The organism is Streptomyces rhizoryzae, from assembly GCF_023155275.1.
Lineage (GTDB): Bacteria > Actinomycetota > Actinomycetes > Streptomycetales > Streptomycetaceae > Streptomyces > Streptomyces rhizoryzae.
In genome coordinates, this window is the sequence record NZ_JALMUV010000039.1 from 48,939 (window position 1) to 68,658 (window position 19,720).

Below are 19,720 nucleotides of genomic sequence, written 5' to 3' on the forward strand. Positions count from 1 at the left end.
GGAGAGTTGCATGCGCTACCGCGTTCTGGGCGGTACCGGCATCGAGGTCAGCACCTACTGCCTCGGCACCATGATGTTCGGTTCCGTCGGCAATCCGGACCACGACGACTGCGTACGGATCATCCACACCGCGCTCGATGAGGGCATCAACTTCGTCGACACCGCCGACATGTACTCGGCCGGAGAGTCGGAGACCATCGTCGGCAAGGCGCTGAAGGGCCGCCGGGACGACGTGGTGCTGGCCACCAAGGTGCACTTCCCCATGGGGGAGGGACCCAACCGGGGCGGCAACTCCCGGCGCTGGATCATCCGCGAGGTGGAGGACAGCCTGCGGCGGCTGGGAACGGACTGGATCGACCTCTACCAGGTGCACCGGCCGGACCACACGACCGACATCGAGGAGACCCTCTCCGCCCTCACCGACCTGGTCAGCCAAGGCAAGATCAGGGCGTTCGGCTGCTCCACGTTCCCCGCGGAGGAGATCGTGGAGGCGTACCACGTGGCCGACCGCCGCGGGCTCCAGCGGTTCCGCACCGAGCAGCCGCCCTATTCGCTGCTGGCCCGCGGCATCGAGAAGCACGTGCTGCCGGTGGCCCAGCGCCTGGGGATGGGCGTGCTGACCTGGAGCCCGCTGGGCTCGGGCTTCCTGACCGGCCGCTACCGCCAGGGCCGGGCGATGGATCTGAGCAGCGGACGCCCGACCCTGCACCCGGGCCGCTTCGATCCGTCGGCACCGCTCACCGCCGCGAAGCTGGAGGTGGTCGAACAGCTCGTCGCCGTGGCCGACGAACTGGGCTGCACGCTGCCGGAGTTGGCCATCGCCTTCCCGCTCGCCCACCCGGCCGTCACCTCGGTGATCATCGGCCCGCGCACGATGGAGCAGCTGCGGAACACCCTCAAGGGCGGCTCGGTGGTGCTGGACGACGCGGCCCTCGACCGGATCGACGCCATCGTGCCGCCCGGGACCGACGTCTACCCGCCGGACGGTGTCTGGACCCCGCCCGCACTCGCCACCCCGGCCCTCCGCCGCCGCCCGGCCGCCTCCCGCCAGGCAGCCGACTGACCGCGTCCCGAGCGGCCTGAACGGTGCCCACGGCGGACCGGCCGCTCGGGTGTCCGTCCTGTCCGTCGCGCTCACCATGTCCGGCACGCCCGTCCCGCCCGCCCCGACGCACCGGGGCGGGCGGGACGGGTCCGTCAGCGGGCGGTCGCCGTCACCCGTACCGTGGCCCCCGGCTTCGCCGCCGGGAGCAGCAGCCGTGCCTGGCGGCCACCGCCCGCGCCCACCACGACCACCCGCACCGGGCCGCCCGCTCCCGTGACCGCCACCCGCGCCCCGTGCGGGAAGGCGGTGGCGGGCAGCGAGAGCAGCGTCCAGGCACGCCGGGTGGTGCCGTTGGCGGTCATGGTGAGGGTGTAGGTCCTGGTGGCGGGGGAGTAGGACTCGGTGCCCGGGACGCCCGCCACCGCGGGCGCGTACGGGGCGAAGGCGGGTTCCTTGCCCGGAGCCGGATTGCCGTCCGGATCGTAGGCGCAGTAGCCGCCGCCGTTCTTGCCGTGGCAGTCGTACCAGAGGGCCCAGCCGGTGGCGAAGCGGTCCAGCGAGGCGACCTGGCGGCGCATCAGTTCCGCGTTGCCGGGGGTGGTGGCCTGCGGCGGTCCCCATTCGCCGACCAGTACCGGCAGCCGGTGCGCGGCCGGGTAGCCGCCGATGGCGGCCTCGTAGCGTTCGATGAAGCGGTTCCCGGGGTCCCAGTCGGCGCCTGATTCGACGGCCGTGTCGTAGTAGTGCGGGGCGTAGCCCAGGCGGGCGGCGCCGGGCCGCGGGTCGCGGAAGCCGGGCAGACGGGTGGGGACGCCCTGGCCGACCAGGACCGTGGGCTCGACGAAGAGCCAGGCATCCGGGTCGGCGGCGCGGACCGCCGTGATCAGCCGGCGGTACATGCCCGCCAGGCGGCCGCGTTCCAGGGCGGCGGAGGCTTTGACCTGGTCCGCAGGGTTCGCCGGATCGCCGGGGATCGGACCGGAGGGCTCGTTGAACAGGTCGTAGCCGAACAGGGAACGGTGCCCGCGCAGTTCGGTGGCGACCTTGGTGTAGACGGCGGTCTGGGCGGCGCGCAGGTCGGCATCGTCGTACAGGTGGGTGAAGGCGGCCTGCACGGCAGGCTGGAAGTAGTCGGCGAACCAGTCATCGGGATTCGGCTCGAACGGCAGCCCGTCGGTGCGGGTGGTCCAGGCGGGGAGCCCGTTGTGCCCGAAGGCCGGACCGAAGACGTCCTGGTGCCAGTCGACCAGGACCAGGACCCGGTGGCGGTCGGCCCAGGACAGTACGCGGTCGAGGTAGCGCAGATAGCCGGTGTCGTACTGCCCGCGGCGCGGTTCCACCTTCTCCCACTGCACGTTGAGCCGCACCAAGTCGAAGCCGCTGCGGACCAGTTCGGCGAGGTGCTGCTCGGTCACGGTGCCGGTCTTGCCGAGGTTGAGCCCGCGCAGCCGCAGGACCCGGCCGTGCCGGTCGGTGAACAGCGTCCGGCCGTCGGACGAGGTGACCGTGCCGGTGGGGACGGGCCAGCCACCTGCCCGCCCGTCGTGGCCGGCCGCCGGATCCTCCCGGGGGTCCGGTGGCACGGCCCGGTCGGCCGCCCGCGCCGGCGCCTGCGCCACCGAGGCGGCACCGGACGCCGCAGCCGCGGGTACGGCACACAGCAGACTCGCCACCAGCGCGAGAACCGCCATGGCACGACGGCCCGAAAGCGCACCCGCATGTCCATCCGGACGCGCCCGCGAACGCGAACGCACCCACGGGAGCGGGCGCGCCGGCCGTCGTGGACGCGGGTGCGGACGTCGGCGCACGTGCGGGCCCGGTTGCATCACAGTCCAGCCTCCCGTTGGCAGCGGCCTGGTCGGACGGCCGGAGGGCGGCCGGTCCACCGCCGGATTCTGCGGTACGCGGGCCGCGGAAGGAAGGGCCGCGAAGGAAAGGATGTGGAGGGGGAGGGGAGGGATGCGGAGGACGGCATGGGGGGAAGGGGTGCGAACGTGGTGGCCCGGGCGGCGGCCCGGACCACCACGCCGCGAATGCCGGCCGCTCAGCAGCCGTACCGGTCCTCCGTCAGCGCGCCCTGCGCGGTGGCCAGCGTCCGGTCGTAGCAGGAACCAGGCCCGTACAGGCGGTAGCGCTCGCGCGAGACCCCCGTGGCATGCCGCTGATCACGCGGCACGTTCTGGTTGTAGGCGGCGTCGCCCGTGTACGTGTCGTCCAGCCGTGACCAGTCGGCCACCCGGGCGCCCCGCACGCTGGTGTCCGCGCGGTCGGCCATGGTCATGGTCGTCCGCAGCCGGTTGGCGGAGTCCACGGTGGTCGCACCGTTCATGGTGTAGGTGCGGTGGGCCCGGGTGGTGGTCGGGGTCCCGTCGCCGGGGCGGGCGGTGCCGGGGCCGCTCCGAGGGCCGGCCCCGGGGCCGTGCACCGTCACCGTCTCGTCATCGTTCCAGCGTGCCTGGAGCGCGTCGGTGGTCTCGTCGGCGTTCCAGCGGTGGGTGGAGCGGGCGGTGAGGGCGCGGGTGACGGTCGTGGTGACCCGGCCGTGGGAGGTGTCGAGGTAGCCGGATACGGTCAGCCGGTGCCCGCCTTGGGCCGTCAGCCTGCGCTCGGCGCCCGGCTCGTAGGCCGTCTTGTTGACGAGGTCGCCCGCCCGGTCCGCCAGGAGCCCGCCGGTGACCTGCCGGGCCTTGGCGTCCTGCCAGACGAGGACGTTGGTGGGCGTGCTCCAGCCTGCCTGGCCTGCGGGCAGACCGGTGACCGCCACCGAGATCCGGTGCGGACGCCCGTCGTTGAGCCGGCCGGCGAAGGGCGTGAGGTCGTATTCCACCGGCCGCACGTCGAAGGCCCGGGGACCGGGGATCACGTACCACAGGAACGGATTGGACCATCCGCCCGTCCACACCGTCGGGTACGGCGCGGCGATCCCGGCCAGCTGGCCGTCCACCCTCACCTGCACCTCGCGGTACGGGCCGTCCTTGGCCTTGCACGAGTACGGCACCGCGTCCGGCACCGTCAGGTACCAGAACTCCTCACAGCCGCCGCCCGAACCCGTGGCATACACCTCGGCCACAATGCGTTCACTGTTGCGCGGAGTGGTCAACTGCCCCTCGTACGCACCGCCTTCGCTGTGAGCGTTCGCCAGCGTGAGCACCGTGTCCGGGGTGGCGGCCTCCTTGGCCCGGCCCTGCGCGGCGTAGAAGGTCAGCGTGACCTTGACCTTGAGGACACCGGTGTAGGTGTCGTCGACGGTGTTGCCGATGAGCATCTCCACGGGCTGCTGCGCGCGCAGCGTGGCGGCGTACCGCGTGACGTCCTTCTCGACCTGCCAGGTGATGCCCTGAGGGGAGGGCTCCGGGGTGGAGGTGCGGAGGACCTCCACCCCGCCGATGTGCAGATAGCCCAACCGGTCGAACTGCCGCCCGGCCACCGACCCTTCGAGCCGGAGCACGACCTTGTTCCAACGCTGTCCGCACCCCTGGGGCGGACGGTAGGTGCCTTGGTAGGGCGTGTAGTCACGGAACTCGGTGTCGGCGACCGTGACGCGGCAGGACGGGGTGTCCGGGACGGGTACGGGTGGCCCCGCGGTCAGCGGATCGTGCCACTGGGTCCCGAACTCGGCGGGCGGCGGCGCGGCCACGGCCGGGACCGCGCCCAGCACCAGGCCGGCGACAGCGGCGCACAGGGTGAGAAGCAGTCGTCTCATGGGACAGGAGTGAAGCGCGTCATGGAGCTGTGCACCAGGGGGCGATCGGCCGGTTCGAGCATCCGCTCCTCTCGCCCCGCGCCGGCCGGCTCAGTCCGCCGCGGCCAACTCCTCGTACAGCCCCTCCAGCGCCGTGTGATCGTCGTCCGTCCCGCCGTGCGGCGAGCAGAACCACCGTGCGTACTCGTCGAGTTCGGAGAGCCGCCAGTCCAGGGCGAACAATTCGACCATGGCCGGGTCGTAACGAACGAGATGCCTGGTGTCGGTGTCGGTGTCGGTGTCGATGCCGGGGGCGGTGCCCTGGCCAGGGCTCGGGCCGGTGCCGGTGCCGGCTTCGAGCAGATCGCCGTAGTCCCGCTCGCGGGGTGCGAGCGCCAGGGACTCCCAGTCGACCAGCCGCAGTCCGCCGGGGGTGACGATCTGGTTGGCGTGGTGCGGTTCGCCATGGGTCGGCACCCACTGGTCGCGATGTGCGTCGGCGAGCCGCGCCAGCTCGTGGTACCGGGCCGTCCACCGGTGGATCGCCCTGCTGCGCGCGGCCATTGCGGTCCTGGCCTGTTCCCCGAGGGGGCCGGATGCCCAGGGGCGGGCGGTGAGGCGCTCCAACTCCTCCGCGAAGGTGGGCCCGACCCGCGGGGACCAGGGCCGCAGCCCGTCCGGCGGGGTGGCGCCGTGGAGCGCGGCAAGCCCGGCGACGACCTGGCGGACGTGGCCGGGCGCGGCGGCTTCCTCCTCCGTGGGCGTGTGCCCCACGACCCACGGCGTCGCGCTGAGCGCACCGCCGTGGAAGGGCACGGTGAGGCGTCCGGACGGAGTGGCCAGCGGCGGGCACACGAGGTCCAGCCCCGCGGCGGCCAGCGCGGCCGCTCCCGCATAGGCCGATTCCAACGACTCTTCGGTGTGCCGGGGCGCCAACTGATCCAGTGTCACGAACAGGGCCCTGCCGCCCGCCACCGCCCGCCAGTGGTGGGCGCCGAAACCGACCGGCAGATAGGTGATCTCGCTGACCTGGGCGACGTCCGGCAGCCAGTGCGCTGCGACCGCGTGGGCGATGTCGTCGTCGGTGACGAAGGAAGGACGGGAAAGCATGACAACCGACCCTAAACCGCGCCCGCCCCACCGTCACGGCGTTTTCGGCCCGTCGCGCGGGCGGCGCGGGGCCGTGCCACCCCTCCCGAAACCGCCGCCCGTCCCTCCGCCTGACTGCCCGCCCGTCCCTCCGCTCGCCTGCCCGTTCACCTGTCCCGTTCACCTGTCCCGTTCACCCGGCCGTCCGCCCGGAAGAGCACAGGACGCCAGTAAGATCGCTGCTCTCATGGGGAATGCGCCACGAAGATCAGGGCAGGGCGGCGAGGGGCGGAAGTGCGCGCTGACCTCCGACGAGGACGACGCCGACTTCTGGGGCGCGGCTCACGAGACCGAGGGGCTGTTCACGCCGCTGCCGGAGGACGTGGGCGCGCGCCGCGTACATCTCACGGGCTGTCGCCCGCAGGGAGGTCTGCTGAGGAGCGTTGAGCGCGTCGGCACTCGCCGCGCCGTGGCGGGCAATGCCTGGTTCGACCTCCTCGACGCCGACGGTGCCACCATGGGCTCCTACTTCGTCAACGAGGTCACCGTCATCGACGTCCAACCCTCCACCCGCGGGCCCGGCCTGGCCGACCTCACGATGACCCTGTGGTGCGACAGCGCGCTGCCCGGAGCGGAAGCCGTATGGGACTTGGTCCGCACGGGCCGCCTTCAGCGCACCGGCATGTGGCACGCACTCGACCCCGAGAACAGGCGGGCCTGGTTGTCGGTCGCGCTGTGGTCCCGGCAGTACCGGCAGCAGGGGAAGCCCGCCGCTCCCGCAGGCCGGACCTTCGCCCTGGACGGTCGGCACATCGTTGACCTGGACAGCTTCTACTGTGCGCTCGGCGAGGCCGTCAACGGGCCCGGCGGCTACTTCGGCTGGAACCTCAACGCGCTGGACGACTGCCTGGCCGGCGGCTGGGGCGCCACCACTCCGTTCACCTTGTGCTGGGACTCCTCGGCCGGGAGCAGGACGCGGTTGGCGGAGCGCGTGCCCACCGGCGAGGGCGAGGAGATGGCGCTGTTCGGCATCCTCGTGGAAACCTTCGAGAGGCGGGGCGTGGACGTCGTCCTCCGCTGACAGCTGCTCGCCTCCGGCCGGCGGGGCCGAGGTCGGGGTCGGGGCCCTCAGGATTCGATGATCCGGAAGACGGGGTGGCGCGGGGCTGCGGCGAGGAACTCCTCGTCCGTGGAGCCGGCGGTCAGGCCGCCGAAATAGGACTTCACCTCCCACTCCCAGCGGTCCAGGTACGCACGCAGCAGATGCGGGGTCTCGGCCGGCGGGAGTTCGACCGCCGTGAAGGGCCGGGTACGGCGTCCGACGCGCAGTTCCCCGCCGCCGGCTGCCCGCATGTTGCGCACCCACTCCGACTCGCCGCGCGTCGAGACGAGGTAGTGGGAACCCTCGTACGGCATGGGGTTGACCGGCACGCGCCGCCAGGTGCCGCTCTTCCGTCCGCGCACCGCGAGGTCGGCCGAGCCGGCGAGGCTGATGCCGCGACGGGCGAGCCAGCCGATCGTTCCGTTGAGCCGGGCGGCGAATCGGCGCGGCTTGAGGTAGTGGGACATGGGGGCCTCGGTTTCTGTGGTGGCGGGAGAAGCGCACTGCGCGCCCCTGGTGGCCGACGCGTACATGAGCGCCGCCTCGAAACGAGAGCGGTGCTCTCGCTTGCTGGGTGCTCAGTGTGCACGAGCGCGGCACTCCATAGCAAGAGCACTGCTCTCTTTTTTGTTCGGCGCTCCGGGGGCTGGCACACTGCTCTCATGACAGTGATCCGGGGAGCCCGGGAACGAGCCCGTAGCGAAATCACCGAGGCCATCAAGGTGGAGGCGCGCAGACAGCTCGCCGCCGAGGGCGCCGCCAAGCTCTCGTTGCGCGCGGTCGCACGGGAACTCGGCATGGCGTCGTCCGCCCTGTACCGCTACTTCCCCAGCCGCGACGAGCTGCTCACGGCCCTGATCGTCGATGCCTACGACGCGGTCGGCCGGGCCGCCGAGCGCGCCCGCGACGCACGCCCCGCACCCGCCACCGTCGAACAGGCCGTCACCCGGTGGTGCGCCATCTGCACGGCCGTCCGTGACTGGGCCCTGGCTCATCCGCACGAGTACGCGCTGATCTACGGGTCGCCCGTGCCCGGGTACCAAGCGCCCCGGACCACCACCGAGCCCGCCGCCCGCGTCGGGCTCGCGCTCATCGGCGTGCTGCGCGACGCGCACGCCGCCGGGCTGCTCACGGAGCCCGCGGATCCCTTGCCCGAGGACGTGGTGGCCGACGCGCTGGCCCTCGGCGCGCAGCTGGGGGTGGAACTGCCGCCCACCGTACTGGCCCGCTCGGTCGGTGCCTGGGCCCAGTTGTTCGGGTTGCTCAGCTTCGAAGTGTTCGGCCAGTTCAACCGGGTCGTCGAGGCCCGCGATCCGTTCTTCCACCAGGCCGTCCGCCAACTCGCCGGCAGCGTCGGCCTCGACGCCCCTCAGGAAGAGGGGTGAGGGTGGGGGTGGCGCCTGCCCCCTGCGCCACCCCCGCCCCTCCCTCCTCCTCGTCGTAGTCGGTCAGCTGTCGGCAGGGAGCAGGGTGGCGGTAACGGCCGCGCCGTCGTGGATGTGGAGCAGCGCGTCAGCCGTGTCGAGCAGTGCCCGGTCGAGGGGGAAGTAGCCCTGTTGCGGGGTGGTGTCGGTCCGGGTGCGGGCGGGCGCGGAAGTGGCACTCTCCGTGAGGCCCCACGTGGGGACGCGGGTCTGGAGGGTGCCCTCGTAGGTGTCCGGGGCGGGGTCGGGCAGGTCGAGGGCCTCGCTGCGTCCCAGCGTGCCGGCGACGAAGGCGTAGTGCTTGCCCATCAGGGATGCCAGGATGGAGCCGGCGCCGGACCAGGTGATGTCGCTCTCTCCCATCTGCCAGGTGCTGGGGTTGCGCTGAAGGTGCAGGTTGTGGGCAGAGACCAGGGTGGGCCCCCGGTCTGCCTCCTCGCTTCGGATGTCGAGGAGGTGCTGCGCCATCAAGGTGTCCCGAGTGGCGAGCAGACGGCAGATCCGTGCGGTCTGGTCCACCTGCTGAGCTGCCTGTTTGTGGTAGCGGAGCAGGCCGATACCAGCGGTGAGGTACGTCTTGGCCTGCCGCCACTCGGCGCGCGAGGTGGCCGCGATCATCAGCGGCGCGCGGGCGTGGAGCAGGGTGAGCAGGTCGTCGGCGAACACCCGCAGCCGCTCGGCCTCAGGGGTGGCCCCGACCGACCTGGCCGGATCCATGATCGCTTCCGTGCGGTGCCAGCGTTCGTCCTCGCCGAGGAGGCCGGTGAGGTCGAGATCGTGGTCGACGTCGAGGGCGAAGCCCAGGTCGGGGACGAGGCGCAGATAGTCGCGGGCGTATTCCAGATAGCGCCGCGGGCTGGGCGCGGTGGTGTTCTCCGTCGGCGCGTCGAAGCCGTGAAAGGCCAGGCGTTCCTCCGGCGGGCGGTTCCGGTTGTAGCGGCGCATCCAGGCGACCAGTTGCCTGTTGGGTTCCAGGTCTCCGAAGTTGTGGGTGAAACCGTCGCTCAGCACGGTGTCGAGGTCTCCGGCTCCGCCTTGGACGAACTCGTTGACGCGGAGGGCGGCCACGCGGTCCGTTTCGAGGGCGATGGACCGGAATCCGCGGTCAACCAGTTGAGCGAAGAGCGCGTTGCGGAGATGCCCGAAGGCCGGTTCCTGATGGGTGGGTTCACCGACGGCCAAAAGTTGGCATGAGGGAGGGAGGAAGCCTCCGATGTCCTGGCTCATGTGCCTCAATCGTATCGTTGAAGCACTCGTTGAAGGTCGGGACGGCTGCCGCCGCTGGAGGGGTGGGAAAGTCTCAAACCCGCGCCTTCATGCCCGGGGAGCCGGTGCGGGGCCGGCCCGGGGCTCAGGCCCGGTGTTGCGTCCGGTGCGCGGTGACCGCGCTGCGGCCGCTCGCCAAGTGCTGGCTGACCAGCTCCTCGACCCGCGCCACATCCCGGTCCGCGAGGGCCCCGTAGAGCTGTTCGTGTTCCTGCGCCATCGCCATCAGGTCGTCGTGCTGCCCGAGGAGCCAGCGCATCCTGCTGCGCAGCGTGCGCTCCAGTTCGTTCAGCAGCTCGTTGTCGGCCAGGGAGATCACCGTTTCGTGGAAGTCCGCCGCGGCCCGGCGGGCGCGTACGGCGTCGCCCTCACGCGCCGCGGCCAGTTCGGCGTCGAGGTCCGCGCGGAGTCTGGCCAGTCCCGCGCGGGTACGCCGTTGTGCGGCGAGGCGGAAGGCCAGGGTCTCCAGCGCCGAGCGGACCTCGTTGAGATCGGTGATGTCCGAGGGCGTGAACTCCCGTACGACGGCCCAGGTCCGGGGGCGCGGGGTGACCAGGCCCTCCGTCACCAGTGCCTTGAGTGCGTCCCGGACCGGCAGCCGGCTGACTCCCAGTTCGGCGGCGAGGTCGCGTTCGACCAGTCTGCTGCCCGGCTCGCGGACGCCGTCGATGATCTCGTCGCGCAGCTGCCGTGTGATGCGTTCCGACTCGGGCTCAAACCCTCCAGACCCTGTCATGACCTCATTCTCTCACCGGCTTGCGCGGCGGCGGACACTCCCGCCTCGCGGCTCCCGGCCACTGGTTTCCGACTCCCGGCTGTCGGCTCCTGGATTCAGGTTCCCGGCTGTCGGGGCGGGGAGAAGGGATGACTGGGCGGGCCGCTTGCGACGGGCGGCCGGGGCTGGGACGGCCGAGGCCGGTCGGGGGCGCGGGCGAGCAGGGCGGTGGTGGCACCGGCGAGGAGCAGGACGGCCAGGGGCCACCGGACGGCCGTGGTGAACCCGTGCAGGGTGGCCGCCCGGACGCTGTCGCCGGCAGCGCCGTGGAAGGCGGCGGCCGCGCTCGCGGCGGCGGTGTTGAAGACGGCCGAGCCGATCGAACCCCCCACCTGCTGAACGGAGTTGACGGCCGCGGACGCGATACCGGAGTCCCGGTCGGGCACCCCGGCCGTGGCACCGTTCATGATGGCCAGGAAGCTCCCGCCCAGTCCGATGCCGAAGGTGGCGAGGGCGGGCAGGACGCGCGTCGCGTACGCGGAGTCCGGCCCCAGCAGGGTGAGCTGGCACAACCCGCAGGCCGCGAGGCACAGGCCCGCCGTCATCAGCACGCGCGGGCCCAGGCGGGGCAGCAAGCGGGTGCCGAGCTGGGTGGCCGTCGCGGTCGTCACCAGGCTGATCGGCAGGAAGCCGAGCCCGGCGGCGAGCGCGGACCAGCCCAGCACCGTCTGGAGGTAGTACGTGAGGAACAGCGAGACCGACAGCTGCGCCATCATCAGCGCCCCGCCGGCCAGCAGCGCGGCCACCCTGCCCCGGTCGCGGACCAGCACCGGCGGCAGCAGCGGCACCGCCGCACGGGTCTGCCGGACGGCGAACGCGGCGAGCAGCACGGCGCCGCCGAGCAGTGTGCCCAGCACCGGGGGCGCCAACCACCCGTCCGCCTCCGCGCGGCTGCAACCGTGGACGAGCGCGATCAGCCCGCCGCAGCCCAGTACGGCCCCGCAGACATCGATGCGGCCCTCGACGCGCGGCGCACGGTCCCGCGGCATCCCCGCCGCGCCGAGCACCGCGGCGAGCGCGATGGGCACGTTGACCAGCAGACACCAACGCCAGCCGAACCACTGGGTGAGCACCCCGCCGAGGACGACTCCCGACGACGCCCCCGCGCCACCGAGCGCACCGAAGACGGCGATCGCCCGGCGGCGCTCTCCGGGATCGGGAAAGCTGGTGGTGACCAGGGCGAGGGCCGACGCGGCGAGCAGCGCCGCGCAGGCGCCCTGCACGGCCCGCGCGGCGAAGAGCGCCGCCGCCGTGGGGGCCGCGCCCGCCGCCGCGGAGGCGACGGCGAAGCCGAGCAGCCCGGAGACGAAGACGCGTTTGCGCCCCGTGTGATCGGCGATCCGCCCGGCGAGCAGCAGCAACCCGCCGAAGGCGACGGTGTACGAGGTGACGACCCAGGGGCGGTCGCCGTCCGCCATGCGGAGTTCGGTCTGGAGCGAGGGCATCGCCACGCTGACGATGGTGCTGTCCAGCAAGATCATCAACTGGGCCGAGCCGAGTACGCACAGCGCCCACCACCGCCGCGGATGCGCTGGCGGGGCGTGGCCGGGAGACATGGGGTGGGGACGGGCAGACATGGTCATTTCCGTGTGCCGGAGAGAGGGGGCGGGGCCGCGCAGCCGTGGCTGCGTCCGTCGTCAACAGGTCAGTGCGCCGTCGCGGGCCACCACCCGGCAGCCGTGGACCACCATGTCCCGCGCCGGCAGGTCCACCACGATCTGCGGTACGCACTCGCCGCGGACCAGGAGGAAATCGGCGGGCGAGCCGGGGGAGAGGTCGGCGCGCGGCAGGCCCAGCACCGCGGCGCCCCCGTGCGACCCCGTCTCGTAACAGCCGGCCAGCTCGGTGTCGAGCCGGACGTCCCGGACCCAGCCGAGCAGATGGGTGCGGTGCAGCATGTCCGCGTTGCCGAACGGGCTCCACGCGTCGCGCACCCCGTCCGAGCCCAGTCCGACCCGTACGCCGTGCTCCTTCAGGCGAGTGACCGGCAGGACCAGGGACGCGCTCGGCGCCACCGTGGTCAGGGCGATGTCCAGGTCCGCCACATCGGCTGCCACGTCGGCCAGTTGTGATTCCGTGAGGCCGGGGAGGCAGAAGACGTGACTGACCGTCACCCGCCCCCGCAGGGACAGCGCGCGGGTCCGGTCGATGATGCCGCGCAGCGCCGTGAGGCCCGGCTCGCCCCGGTCGTGCAGATGGATGTCCAGACCGACGCCGTAGCGGTCGGCGAGGTCGAAGACCAGATCGAGCTGGGCGAGGTGGGCGTCCGGCGACCGGTCGAAGCCCGTCGGGTCGATCCCGCCGATGAGGTCCACGAGCCCGCTGCGGGCCGCTTCCCGCAGCAGCTCCGCCGTACCGGGCGCGCGGATCACGCCGTGCTGCGGGAACGCCACGAGCTGGACATCGAGCGCGTGCGCCAACCGGTCGCGTGCCTGGGCGACGCCTTCCAGGCAGGTCAGGCCATAGGCGGGAGCGATGTCGGCGTGCGCACGCATGGCCCGCGTCCCGCGCGTGACGGCGTGCGCCATCAGCCCGTACGCCCGCTCGGCCACGGACCGCTGCCGGCCGCGGAACAGTTCCACGTCCTGGGCCGCGAAGTCGGCGATACCGCTCGCCTGGGCCCGTGACACCCAGGGGCCGCCCCACGTCGTCTTGTCGGGGTGGATGTGGGCGTCCACCAGCGCCGGCAGGGCGATCCGGCCGCCGCCGTCGATCACCTCGGCGTCGCGGGGCGCCGGCCGGTCCGTGATGCGGCCGTCGACGACGGTGAGGTCCACCGGGTCCTCCGCGCCGAAGGGCCGTACGTCGCGGAAGACCACGGGACGTGCAGCCCGCGCCGGGGACCCGGCCTGCGCCGGGGAGGGCGCGGGGGCCGAGGGCATTGACGCGGTGGCCGGGTCCGTGGCCGTGACCGTGGCCGGGGGCAGGTGCGAACGGGAGGGGGTCATGGTCTTCCTCGGGTGGGCGTCGGGCGCGTCTTGAGCGGGCGCGTCTTGAGCAGGCGTTCCTGAGGGGACGCGTCCTGAGGGGACGCGTCTTGAGGGGACGCGTCTTGAGGGGACGTGTCTTGAGCGGATGTCACGTGCGGGGCTGCGTTGCGGCGGGCGTGTGGTGGGCTGCGTGTGGTCGCGGGCGCTTCGACCGGGAGGAGCGGGGGAGCGGAGCCGTGGCCGACAGAGTGCCCAGAGGCTGCCTGGCACGCCGGGAGTGCGGGTCGCGGCGGACCCGCAGCCCTAAGGGGTGTCCGCAAAGTCCCGTCTGCCGTCCGGCGCCCGGCCGCCCTCCGGGCGAACGACGCGACTTTGCGGACACCCCCTAGCTAGACAGGCATCCCGGCGCGCACCACGCGAACCGGCCGCTTGAGCACGGACACCTCGGCGAGCGGGTCACCGTCCACCACGATCACATCTCCCGCGAAGCCGCGCACCAGACGCCCCGCCGTTCGCTCCAGCCCCAGCAGCCGGGCCGCCTGGGTGGTGGCCGTGCGGATCGCGTCGAGCGCCGGCAGACCTGCCGCACGCATCAGTTCCACCTCCCGGCCGATGGGTTCCACTGCACCGCCCGAGGAGTCCGTACCCGCCGCCAGCGGAACGCCCAGCTCGTGCGCCGCGCGCACCGCTTCCTTCAGGACCGGCAGATACCGGCGGCCGCGCTCGGCGAGCACCGGATCGGTCTCGTCGACGAGCCCCGCGATGGCGGTCAGCGTCGGCGTGAAGTACGTACCCCTGCGCCGCATGTCGTGCAGCGTCCGCTCCCCGACGAACACCCCGTGCTCCAGCGACCTGATCCCGGCCCGCACCGCGTCGTCGCACCCCCGCTCGCTGTAGCTGTGGCACAGCACGCCCTTGCCCCCGCGCCGCGCCGCCGCCACGACCTCGGACAGCTGCTCGTACGAGTAGACCTGCGTCAGCGGATCCTGCTCCGGCAGACCGGCGCGCTCGTTGACCCGGGTCTTGATCACGTCGGCACCGCGGGCCAGGTTCACCTGCACGACCCGGCGCAGCGCCTCCGCCGAGCGCACCCCGTCCTTCAGGCGCGCGAGTGCAGTGAGGTCGGGATCGGCGAGCACCGTGTCGCCCAGGTCGGGCGTGACGAACACGCCCGCGGCGCGCAGCCGGGGCGCCAGTCCGGGAGCCTGACGGGCCAGTTCGCGGACGGCGATGTCCTGGTAGAAGCTGGTGGAGCCGCTGCGGGCGCTCGTGGCCCCCTTGCGGACGGCGTCACGCGCCTCGGCGGCGGTGTTGAGATGGATGTGCGCGTCGATCAGGCCCGGCAGCACCCACCGGCCGTGGGCGTCCAGCCGCGGTATACCGTCCGGCGCCGTGACCTGCGCCCGGGCCCCGGCGGCGCGTACGACGCCGTCGCGGATCACCACGACCGCGTCCTCGGTCACCTCGCCGGTCGCCGGATCGAGCAGCGTGCCGCCCTCGACGACCAGGTCACCGCCGTGCCGCGGGCCCCGGTCGGGGTCGGCACCGCCCCGCACCGGGGCCGCCGCCGCGGCGCCGGGGGTTGTGGAGAGGGCGGCGGTTCCGGCCAGGGCGGCGGCCCCGGCGAGGACCCCGCGGCGAGTGACCCGGCTGGGCGGGGGCGGCACGGATTCGACACACATGGCGGACTCCTCAACGCTTGAACGCTGCTCGGCGGACGGCCGGCCAGGGCCGACAGATCACCGCCACCAGCCGACCGACTGCCAAATTGGTATACCAAAATGCGAGGCCGGGACAAGGTTCTTGCCTGTGGGGCATGCAAGAGGGGGGCTCGACGCTTGCAAGAGGGGGCTCGACGGGAGATTTTGGTATGCCATTTCTGGAGAAGGGGGGAGAGCGGTGCGGAGGGCGGGCCCGGGCCCCCCGCCCGCCCCACCGGGGGAACCCCCGTAGACCCCCGGTCACCCGCCGTTCAAGTTCGTTGCAAACCATGGGCCCATGCGACGAACCGTTTCCGCCCTCGCCCTGTCCTTAAGCGTCGTGCTCGCCGCGACCACGGCCACCGCCCTTCCCGCCCAGGCAGGCAGCGCCCGCGACGCGCGCACCCCCGCCGGTGCCGGCGCCGCCTACAGCACCAAGACGCCGTACGAGCCCCGGCAGAACCCGCGGACCTACGAACCCGCACCCGACGGTTTCGTCCCGGTCTTCACCGAGATCGTCTCCCGCCACGGGTCCCGGTCCGCCACCGACAGCGATGACGGCGACATGATCCTCCGGCTCTGGGAAGAGGCTCGCAAGGAGGGCCAACTCACCCCGCTCGGGCGGGAGTTCGGCCCGGACGTGCGGGCCCTGCTCGACGCCGTGCGGCAGACCGGCTACGGCAAGCTCAGCGGGCGCGGCAAGCGGGAGCTGCGCGGCACGGCCCTGCGGATGGTGCAGCGGCTGCCGCAGCTGTTCACGACCATCGTTGAGGACGGCGAGTCCGTCGACGTCGTCAGCTCCGGCCAGGGGCGCGCGGTCGACAGCGGGACCGTCTTCACCGACGCCCTCACCGAGGCCGATCCGGCGCTCACCCCGCACATCGGCCGGGCCCGGACCGACAAGGACCTGCTCTACTTCCACAAGTCCGCCGGCGGCGCCGCGTACCGTGACTGGCTGGCCCACGACCAGCGCCTGGCGGACACCCTCAAGAAGCTCGACGATCAGCCCGCCACCCGCGCCGCCGCCCGGCGGGTGCTGGCGAAGCTCTTCCGGCCGGCGTTCGTACGGCGCGTCGCGGACGGGGAGTTCGCCGCCCTCGGCACGGACGTCAGCGCCGCCCGGGCCGTCTACAACCTCTACAGCACCGCCCCGGCGATGAGCGACGAAAGCCCGCGCGAGCAGGGCTCACACGCCGCGTCGCGCCGTGACGGCGGCTGGCGCCTGGACCGGTACCTCGCGCAGCGCGACGCCGACCGGTTCGGTTACCTGAACGACGCGGAGGAGTTCTACGAGAAGGGCCCCAGCTTCGCCGGCAGCGACATCACCTACCGCATGGCCGAGGTCCTCCTCGACGACTTCTTCCAGCAGGCCGAGGCCAAGCGGGACGGCACCAGCACCCTGGGCGCGGAACTGCGGTTCACCCACGCCGAAGAGATCATCCCGCTCGCCGCGCTGATGGGACTCCCCGGCAGCACCGAGGCGGCCGCCCCCGGCACGCCCTACACCTACGCCGACAACCCGTGGCGCGGGGCGACCGTGGCCCCGATGGCCACCAATATCCAGTGGGACATGTACCGCAAGGGCGGCACCTTCCTCGTCCGCATGCTCTACAACGAGCGGGAAACCCCCTTCAAGGCAGGCTGCCGGCCCGTTGCCCGGCACAGTCACTTCTACGACCTGCGGGAACTGGAGCGCTGCTTCGGCCGGACGGCCGGGTGAGCGAACGCCCCGCGGCTCGCCGCCCGTCCACTTGCTCGTGATTACGTAATTACGTAATCTACCGGCATGGATCTCGAACGGCGGGTGGTCGAGCTGGAGCGCCGGCTGGCCGCCCTGGAGCGGGCGGCGGGGGTCGCCGCGGAAGCGGGCCCCGACCGGCCGGCTCCCGCTCGGCCGCCCGCACCCGAAGGGGACCCCGGCGACGCGCTGTGGGCCCTGAACGGCCTGAAGGAGCGCTTCGCCGAGCTCGGCGCGGCCAACGGGGGAGTGCTGTTCACCGGTGCCGTACGGACGCCGGCGGGACTGCGCTACGAGTGGCAGTACGGCCTGGCCACCGACACCGTACTGGAGGGTGACTGGTCCGACGCGTCCGAGGTGTTCGCGGCGCTCGGCCAGCCGGTGCGGCTGCGGCTGCTGCGCGAGATCCTCGGCGGTCGCTGCACCGCCGCCGAACTCACCGAGCTCGACGGCACGGGTACGACCGGCCAGATCTATCACCATCTGCGGCAGCTGACCGCCGCCGGCTGGCTGCACACGACCGCCCGCGGCCGGTACGAGATCCCGGCCGACCGGGTCGTGCCGCTGCTGGTGGTGATGACCGCTGCCGGGCGGTGACGCCCGGCCCGCTCACAGGGGAGAATCACTTGTCCGAGAGCCGTTCCTCCGGGCCCGTTGCGATAGCGCTCGCCGCGCTGGGTGCCGTGCTGTTCGCCATGGCCCTCCAGATGTACCTGGACGGGCAGCAGACGTACGTGGACGCGCTGGGTCGCTTCGCCGGCACGGCGTGGGGCCTGTCGCTGACCGTCGCCGCCGTCGAGTGGCAGAGCCGCCGCCTCAGCCGCGGCTGACCGGCGCGCGCACAGGGGAGGGCCGTGGTGCTTCGTCGCACCACGGCCCTCCCCTTTGTCCTGATGGCCGACTTGCCTACGTCTGGTCTTCCGCGTCCGTGCTGACACGGCTCGCCAGGCGTTCGTAGCGCTGCCTGGCTGCCTGCTGCGTGCCCAGGCCGAGGCCGAACGCGATCTCCTGCCACGTCATACCGCGTCCCCGGGCCATCTCCAGCAGCCCGGCCTCCAGTTCGTCCAACTCCCCCCGCACCAGCGGAACGAGGCTCAGCGCGGCCGTGATGTCGGCGTGGTCAACCTCCGGTTCGCCCTCCGCGGGCCGTGCCGCACCGCTGAGCAGGAACGACACCAGTCGGACGGCCTCGTGCGGCCCGAGCATCGAGGGGTGCACCTGCCGGCGGCGCTGCTCATCGGTGGCCGCATGCCGCTCGGCGATGTGGAGCAGTGACGCGTACACGCGATGTGCGCGCGCCTGCTCCGGGTGCGGGGGTGTGAAGGGGTCGGTGTCCTGGGCGGAGTTGGTCGATGTCATGAGAGCAGCATGAGGCAGTACATGAAACCCTGTCAACTAGTTGTTGTAAACGAGTCGTTCATAAGCGTGGTTGTGCATAGGGTCTTGGGCTTGGGAGGGGCTGGGGCGCGCCGTCGGGGCGGCGCTCCCCCTGTACCGGCCCGCTACTGGGGTGCGAGGGTCTTGAGCCAGTCGTCGGTGGGCAGGACATCCGCCCACTGCGGGAACAGCCGCTCGACGAGGACCCGGTGGACCTCGGGGTCGAGGTCCAGGCAGCCGTCGGCCAGGACGGTGAGGCCGAAGTCCAGGTCGTTCGCCTGGCACAGGGTGGACAGCACCACGGCGCTGGTGGCGATGCCGGTGAGGACGAGGTGGTCGATACCGCGTGACCTGAGTACCGCGTCCAGATCACTGCCCGAGAACGCGCTCGCCCGCCGCTTGGTGACCACCACATCGCCCGGCCGGGGCGCGATATCGGGGTGGATCTCGGTGCCCGGTTCCCCCTCGACGAAGAGGCCGGCCTGGGCGATGGCGGCAAGTGCCTTGTTGCGCGTGCCGACTTCGGGGAAGCCGGGGCGCAGCGCGATGACCACGTAGATCACGGGGATGTCCGCGGCCCGGGCCCCGGCGATCGCCCGGCGCAGGCGCGACAGGTACGCGGAGTCGGCGTGGGCGATGTCCACGACGGCCTGTTGGACGTCCATCACGAGAAGGGCGCTGTGCGGGTCGGTCATGGTGTCTCCTGAGGGGAAGTCGGTACGGCGTGGGCGGGGCGCCGGAACGGGCCGCCGGGGAGCCGGGGAGCCCGGGCGGCTCCTCACTTGATCACCATGCACCAGCCAAGGATGTTTGGCGCCAGATCCTGGGAATTTGCTGCTCCGTGAGGTGAGCGGTGCTCCGGTTGGTGGGCAAGGGCCGCTCGGGCGAGTGGTGTTGGAGTGGGCGACGCAGGTCAGTGGGCGACGCAGGTCACATCCGTACGTGTCACAGGGGGCCGGGCTGTCTCGTCTCAAGGGGTGTAGGCACTGAGCGGCCCGTAGGGAGCAGACCATGGACGCACGACTGAACTACTTCGCCACCCCGACCGCCGGCAAGGCGCTCAAGCACTTCATGGCGGCCGGCAAGGCCCTCAGGGACGTGCCGCTGCCGGCCGCGACGCAGGAACTGGTCGCCCTGCGCGTCAGCCAGATCAATGGCTGCGCCGTCTGCATCGATATGCACACCAAGGAGGCCGCCGCGGCCGGCGAGACCTCGGTGCGGCTGAACCTCGTGGCGGTGTGGCGGGAGGCCACGGTCTTCACCGACGCGGAGCGGGCCGCGTTGGAGCTGGCGGAGCAGGGGACCCGGACGGCGGATGCGGCGGGTGGCGTCAGTGACGAGGTGTGGGACAACGCCGCCCAGCACTACGACGAGGAACAGCTCGCCGCCCTGGTGGTCCTCGTCTCCTTCATGAACGCGGCGAACCGGCTCAACGTCCTCACCCGGCAGCCGGCCGGTGACTACGAGCCGGGGCAGTTCCACTGAGCCACCACAGTCGGGGACGTGGGGGTCGCGGGCCCTGGGCCTCGGTGCCCGGCCGCCCGGACCTCGGCCCGGCCACCGGCGGCGCTACTCTGACGTGCCGGTGGCGC

Annotated in this window: 18 protein-coding genes; 7 read left to right on the forward strand and 11 right to left on the reverse strand. The window is 72.5% G+C overall.

Going from position 1 to position 19,720, the window contains the following annotated elements; genetic code table 11:
- Positions 1–10: 10 nt before the first annotated feature.
- Entirely contained in the window at positions 11–1,063 is a 1,053-nt protein-coding gene (locus tag MUU72_RS26460) for an aldo/keto reductase (protein ID WP_248015917.1), read from the forward strand.
- Positions 1,064–1,197: 134 nt separating this feature from the next.
- Here MUU72_RS26460 and MUU72_RS26465 read toward each other — a convergent pair whose 3' ends face one another.
- The 3 genes from MUU72_RS26465 to MUU72_RS26475 all read right to left on the reverse strand — a co-directional run bounded on the left by MUU72_RS26465 (position 1,198) and on the right by MUU72_RS26475 (position 5,837).
- Positions 1,198–2,736 (reverse strand): cellulase family glycosylhydrolase, encoded by a 1,539-nt coding sequence (locus MUU72_RS26465; protein ID WP_248015918.1) that lies wholly within the window; start codon positions 2,734–2,736, stop codon positions 1,198–1,200.
- Between the two features lie 353 nt (positions 2,737–3,089).
- The gene (locus MUU72_RS26470) at positions 3,090–4,748 is read right to left on the reverse strand and encodes a peptide-N4-asparagine amidase (RefSeq protein WP_248015919.1); all 1,659 of its coding nucleotides are present in this window, start codon (positions 4,746–4,748) and stop codon (positions 3,090–3,092) included.
- Between the two features lie 90 nt (positions 4,749–4,838).
- The gene (locus MUU72_RS26475; protein WP_248015920.1) at positions 4,839–5,837 is read right to left on the reverse strand and encodes a phosphotransferase; all 999 of its coding nucleotides are present in this window, start codon (positions 5,835–5,837) and stop codon (positions 4,839–4,841) included.
- Between the two features lie 226 nt (positions 5,838–6,063).
- Here MUU72_RS26475 and MUU72_RS26480 point away from each other — a divergent pair, with 226 nt between their 5' ends.
- Positions 6,064–6,897 (forward strand): barstar family protein, encoded by an 834-nt coding sequence (locus MUU72_RS26480; protein WP_248015921.1) that lies wholly within the window; start codon positions 6,064–6,066, stop codon positions 6,895–6,897.
- Positions 6,898–6,944: 47 nt separating this feature from the next.
- Here the strand turns inward: MUU72_RS26480 and MUU72_RS26485 are convergent, their stop codons facing one another.
- Complete coding sequence (locus MUU72_RS26485) at positions 6,945–7,385, reverse strand: nitroreductase family deazaflavin-dependent oxidoreductase (protein WP_248015922.1); 441 nt, start codon at positions 7,383–7,385, stop codon at positions 6,945–6,947.
- Between the two features lie 195 nt (positions 7,386–7,580).
- On the opposite strand from MUU72_RS26485, the gene MUU72_RS26490 reads away from it, so the two are divergent.
- Positions 7,581–8,303, forward strand: coding sequence for a TetR/AcrR family transcriptional regulator (locus MUU72_RS26490; protein WP_248015923.1), 723 nt, complete (start codon positions 7,581–7,583; stop codon positions 8,301–8,303).
- Positions 8,304–8,366: 63 nt separating this feature from the next.
- Here MUU72_RS26490 and MUU72_RS26495 read toward each other — a convergent pair whose 3' ends face one another.
- From MUU72_RS26495 to MUU72_RS26515, 5 genes are all read right to left on the reverse strand, one after another.
- Positions 8,367–9,569, reverse strand: coding sequence for an erythromycin esterase family protein (locus tag MUU72_RS26495; protein WP_248015924.1), 1,203 nt, complete (start codon positions 9,567–9,569; stop codon positions 8,367–8,369).
- A 124-nt stretch (positions 9,570–9,693) separates the two neighbouring features.
- On the reverse strand, positions 9,694–10,344 hold the full coding sequence (locus MUU72_RS26500; protein WP_248015925.1) for a GntR family transcriptional regulator: 651 nt from the start codon (positions 10,342–10,344) through the stop codon (positions 9,694–9,696).
- Between the two features lie 95 nt (positions 10,345–10,439).
- Positions 10,440–11,960: an MFS transporter gene (locus tag MUU72_RS26505; RefSeq protein WP_248015926.1), complete on the reverse strand. Its 1,521-nt coding sequence runs from the start codon at positions 11,958–11,960 to the stop codon at positions 10,440–10,442.
- A 60-nt stretch (positions 11,961–12,020) separates the two neighbouring features.
- The gene (locus MUU72_RS26510; RefSeq protein WP_248015947.1) at positions 12,021–13,265 is read right to left on the reverse strand and encodes an amidohydrolase; all 1,245 of its coding nucleotides are present in this window, start codon (positions 13,263–13,265) and stop codon (positions 12,021–12,023) included.
- A gap of 437 nt (positions 13,266–13,702) precedes the next feature.
- Positions 13,703–14,995: an amidohydrolase family protein gene (locus tag MUU72_RS26515; protein WP_248015927.1), complete on the reverse strand. Its 1,293-nt coding sequence runs from the start codon at positions 14,993–14,995 to the stop codon at positions 13,703–13,705.
- Between the two features lie 316 nt (positions 14,996–15,311).
- Between MUU72_RS26515 and MUU72_RS26520 the strand changes: the two genes are divergently transcribed.
- From MUU72_RS26520 to MUU72_RS26530, 3 genes are all read left to right on the forward strand, one after another.
- Positions 15,312–16,733, forward strand: a complete 1,422-nt coding sequence (locus tag MUU72_RS26520; RefSeq protein ID WP_248015928.1) for a histidine-type phosphatase — start codon at positions 15,312–15,314, stop codon at positions 16,731–16,733.
- Between the two features lie 66 nt (positions 16,734–16,799).
- The gene (locus MUU72_RS26525; RefSeq protein WP_248015929.1) at positions 16,800–17,348 is read left to right on the forward strand and encodes an ArsR/SmtB family transcription factor; all 549 of its coding nucleotides are present in this window, start codon (positions 16,800–16,802) and stop codon (positions 17,346–17,348) included.
- Between the two features lie 29 nt (positions 17,349–17,377).
- Positions 17,378–17,581: a hypothetical protein gene (locus MUU72_RS26530; RefSeq protein WP_248015930.1), complete on the forward strand. Its 204-nt coding sequence runs from the start codon at positions 17,378–17,380 to the stop codon at positions 17,579–17,581.
- 76 nt (positions 17,582–17,657) lie between these two features.
- On the opposite strand, the gene MUU72_RS26535 is transcribed toward MUU72_RS26530, so the two are convergent.
- Positions 17,658–18,110 (reverse strand): DNA-binding protein, encoded by a 453-nt coding sequence (locus MUU72_RS26535; protein WP_248015931.1) that lies wholly within the window; start codon positions 18,108–18,110, stop codon positions 17,658–17,660.
- A gap of 143 nt (positions 18,111–18,253) precedes the next feature.
- Complete coding sequence (locus MUU72_RS26540; protein ID WP_248015932.1) at positions 18,254–18,823, reverse strand: cysteine hydrolase family protein; 570 nt, start codon at positions 18,821–18,823, stop codon at positions 18,254–18,256.
- Positions 18,824–19,139: 316 nt separating this feature from the next.
- Between MUU72_RS26540 and MUU72_RS26545 the strand changes: the two genes are divergently transcribed.
- On the forward strand, positions 19,140–19,613 hold the full coding sequence (locus MUU72_RS26545) for a carboxymuconolactone decarboxylase family protein (RefSeq protein WP_248015933.1): 474 nt from the start codon (positions 19,140–19,142) through the stop codon (positions 19,611–19,613).
- Positions 19,614–19,720 lie beyond the last annotated feature (107 nt).